The organism is Geminicoccus flavidas (assembly GCF_009806515.1).
Taxonomy (GTDB): domain Bacteria; phylum Pseudomonadota; class Alphaproteobacteria; order Geminicoccales; family Geminicoccaceae; genus Geminicoccus; species Geminicoccus flavidus.
Genome location: NZ_WUJP01000208.1, coordinates 1 through 3394, shown reverse-complemented (window position 1 = coordinate 3394; position 3394 = coordinate 1). Strand labels below are relative to the sequence as shown.

The 3394-nt window shown below is 69.5% G+C and carries 3 protein-coding genes and 1 pseudogene; 3 read left to right on the top strand and 1 reads right to left on the bottom strand.

Going from position 1 to position 3394, the window contains the following annotated elements; genetic code table 11:
* Window positions 1-255: 255 nt before the first annotated feature.
* Window positions 256-696 carry a manganese-binding transcriptional regulator MntR gene (mntR, locus tag EQG76_RS05570; RefSeq protein WP_159711346.1) on the top strand — a complete coding sequence of 147 codons (441 nt, stop codon included), beginning with the start codon at window positions 256-258 and terminating at the stop codon, window positions 694-696.
* Window positions 697-703: 7 nt separating this feature from the next.
* Here mntR and EQG76_RS05565 read toward each other — a convergent pair whose 3' ends face one another.
* Complete coding sequence (locus EQG76_RS05565; RefSeq protein ID WP_159711344.1) at window positions 704-1966, bottom strand: OprO/OprP family phosphate-selective porin; 1263 nt, start codon at window positions 1964-1966, stop codon at window positions 704-706.
* A gap of 436 nt (window positions 1967-2402) precedes the next feature.
* On the opposite strand from EQG76_RS05565, the gene EQG76_RS05560 reads away from it, so the two are divergent.
* Window positions 2403-3146 carry an HAD-IC family P-type ATPase gene (locus EQG76_RS05560; protein WP_159711342.1) on the top strand — a complete coding sequence of 248 codons (744 nt, stop codon included), beginning with the start codon at window positions 2403-2405 and terminating at the stop codon, window positions 3144-3146.
* Window positions 3147-3189: 43 nt separating this feature from the next.
* Window positions 3190-3394: pseudogene (locus EQG76_RS05555) on the top strand (heavy metal translocating P-type ATPase); the annotation flags it as partial.

Sequence of the window (3394 nt, the reverse complement as noted above, 5' to 3'; positions counted from 1 at the left end):
GGGAGGTCGCCAGCACCAGGCCCAGCCCCAGCGCCGCCAGGAACAGCCATCGCCAGTCCCGACACCACACCATCGATCCGCTCCATCCTTGGCCAACGCCAACAAAAATGGCCACACACGAAAAGTTTGTCCAGGGACAACTTTATGAGCCGATGCCAGCATTGCTTCATCGGTCGACACCCGCCGGGCCGCATGCTCTTTCTCGGCGAACGATGACGGGCAGCGAGGTTGGAAGCAGAATTGGACGAGCAAGTGATGGGCAGCGGCCGGGGGCAGGGTGAGCGCGAGCGGGTCGGGCGGCATGCCGAGCAGTTCGCACGGGTGCGTCGGGCGCATCAGTCGGAGATGGCCGAGGACTATGTCGAGATGATCGCGGAGCTGATCGCCACCCAGGGCGAGGCGCGCGCCGCCGACCTGGCCGAGCGGTTCGGCGTCGCGCCCCCGACCGTGGCCCGGACCATCCAGCGCCTGATCCGCGACGGGCTCGTGACCAGCGCGCCCTACCGCGCCATCTTCCTGACCGAGGCCGGCCATGAAATGGCCGCCCATGCCCGCACCCGCCATCTCCTGGTGCGCGACTTCCTGGTGGCGCTGGGGGTTAGCCCGGACGTGGCCGAGATGGATGCCGAGGGCATCGAGCATCATGTGAGCGAGGAGACGCTGGCCGTGTTCCGCCGCTTCCTGGACCGCTCCTGACATCGGCTCAGAAGGCGACCTGCAGGCGCATCTGGAAGATGTCCGCATGCTCGTCGCCGCCAGTCTCGGGGGCATCCTTGACCTCGGCACGCACATAGTTGGCCATCACCCGGACGTTCTCGTCCGGATACCAGTTCAGGCCGAGCGTCAGGTCGCCCTGGCGGCCGCCGGCCACGTCCCGATCGTCCAGGTCGATCCCGCTCAGGCGCCCGGCCAGCTCGAAGACCCCGTAGCCGCCCTGGGTGACGCGTTGCGCCTCGTCCAGCTCCACACCTTCGAACCGGCCAAGCTCGCCGCCATAGTTGGGCAGGTCCGTGCTGTAGGGGCGGCCGGGCCCGTTGATGACCCAGGCGAGCATCAGGTAGCCGCCCTGGAAGTCCGGGTCGCCCTGGCCGCCGTCGCGCTCGACCTGGGTGAAGACATACTCTCCTTGAACGCGGACCGGGCCGCGCTGCCAAGCGGCCTCCAGGCCGAAGCGGGTCAGCGATTGCGCATCGTCCAGCGTGTCGGTGTCGACCAGGGATGCGTTGAACAGGTCGGATTCCGGCGTGGTCGAGAACGAGGCCTCGCCGGAATCCAGGTCACGATAGCCGATCGAGCCGCCCAGATGGACGATGTCCTGCGCCGTCCGGACCGGGGCATAAGTAACGCGCGCCGTGATGCCGGTGCCGCCGTCCTCGAAGCTCTCGTTGATGTTGCCGCCATAGATGCCGGCGGCCGCGGTCCAATCGTCCTGCGCCGCCGCGATCGCCAGGCCGACATTCCGTCCGGGCGCGAAGGCATTGGCCACGGAACGGCTCATGAAAGTGAGGTCGTTGTCGCTGGTCACCTCCTCCAGGCTGAACGGCTCCTTGACGTTGCCGGCCGTCACCACGACCGGCTGCCAAGCCACGGCTAGCGCCACGTCCTTCAGCGGGGCCTCGTTGTCAGCCAAATCATACTGGTAAGCGCCGTTGAGCCACCCGTCATAGCTGCCGGACAGCTCGATCCGCGCCTGGGTGATGTCCAGGTTCTTGTCGAAGATGTCGTAGGCCTGGTCGTCGCTCACACTGCCGTCGCCCAGGTCCAGATAGAGCCGGCCGCCCAGGTTCAGCTCGGCGCGGCCCTCCAGGAAGCGCAGCGTGATCCCCTCGCCATCCAGCGTCAGCCCGTCCTCCTCCTGGGCACCGGCAGCCCCGCTGCCCAGCAGCATCAGGCAGCCAATCAGCCCAGCGGCCAGCCGATCACCACCCAGGCGGTGGGCCCCCCGCTGGGTGAACCCCGTGGTCATCTGTGGATCCTTCCCTGACGGCTGCATGATGCTCCCCTTGCTGGACTTGCCGCGGCTGGTGCCTGTGAAGACGAAAGCGAGCGGAAGCCGGAAAAGGACAGACGAGGCGCTGTTCCTTCCCCTCGTCATGGCCGGCTCCGGGTTACGGCCGACCGGGCTCGCCCGGCAGCCATGCCCACGGCCGATCCCTCCCTCGCGTCATCACCCGCGAAGGCGGGGATCAACCGCCAGACGACGGCCACCTGTGCTGGTGCAGCCGCGGCGCTCCTTGCAGGGCCGACCCTGCCGCAGCCGACCTGCGGCGGTTGGTTCCCCGGCCAGTGTTTAGACCGGAGTGCCATCCGCCTGCTCCCACGCCCGTCTCGCCACCATCCTCGGGAACGCACCATGGCCGCACCCGTTCCGCGGCGGGCAGGCGCCCGACGCGGCGCCGAACATGACGCCGGCCGAGCTCGAGAAGTTCCTCGCCTCCTGGAGCAGGTGGCCGAGCGGCGCACCCAGCGCGACCTCACCGCCCTGCGCGGCCGGGTGGGCGCGCACCGCCATGCGCTATGGCCGGGACGGGCTGGCCGAGGTCGACATCGACAACCTCCTCCCGGGCGACCGCATCCTGATCCGGCAGGACGAGGTGCTGCCGGTAGACGGCCAAGTCCAGCACGGCAGTGCCATGATCGATACCTCGGCGCTCACCGGCGAGCCGCTGCCCCGGCAGATGGATCAGGGCAGCAAGGTGTTGAGTGGCACCGTCTCCATGGGCGCGCCCTTCGACATGCTGGCGCTCCGCCCGGCCAGCGCCAGCGCCTATGCCGGGATCGTGCGGCTGGTGGAGGCGGCGCACCGGGCGCGCGCTCCGGCGGCACGGCTGGCCGACCGCTGGGCCATGGGCTTCCTGGCTCTCACCGTGGTGCTGGCGCTGACAGCATGGCTATGGAGCGGCGATCCGACCCGCGCACTGGCCGTGTCGGTGGTGGCGACACCCTGCCCGCTGATCCTGGCAGTGCCGGTCGCGATCATCTCCGGCATCTCCCGCACCGCCCGGCCGGGCGTGCTAGTCAAGGGCGGCAAGGCGCTGGAGGCGCTGGGGCGGGCGCGTCGCCGTCCTGGACAAGACCAGCACGCTGACCCTGGGCCAGGCCGAGTTCGCTGGGATCGAGGCGGCACCTGGCTTCGATCCCGATGAGATCCTGCGGCTCGCGGCCTCGCTCGACCAAGTCTCGACCCATGTGCTGGCGACGGCCCTGGCCGAGGCGGCTCGGGCGCACGGCCTCGGCCTGGCCGAACCACAGTCGATCGCCGAGGAGAGTGGCGCTGGCCTCGCCGGGCAGGCTGATGGGCATGACGTGGTGCTGGGCGGCGACAGCTTCGTGCGCGCCCGGGTCACGGGCATGTCGCCGCGACCGGACCATGGCGACGCGGTGATCCAGGTCG

Excerpts from the sequence above, each read along its gene's own strand:
- mntR (WP_159711346.1), top strand. The coding sequence starts at position 256 with ATGGGCAGCGGCCGGGGGCAGGGTGAGCGCGAGCGGGTCGGGCGGCAT.
- EQG76_RS05565 (WP_159711344.1), bottom strand. The coding sequence starts at position 1,966 with ATGACCACGGGGTTCACCCAGCGGGGGGCCCACCGCCTGGGTGGTGAT.
- EQG76_RS05560 (WP_159711342.1), top strand. The coding sequence starts at position 2,403 with ATGACGCCGGCCGAGCTCGAGAAGTTCCTCGCCTCCTGGAGCAGGTGG.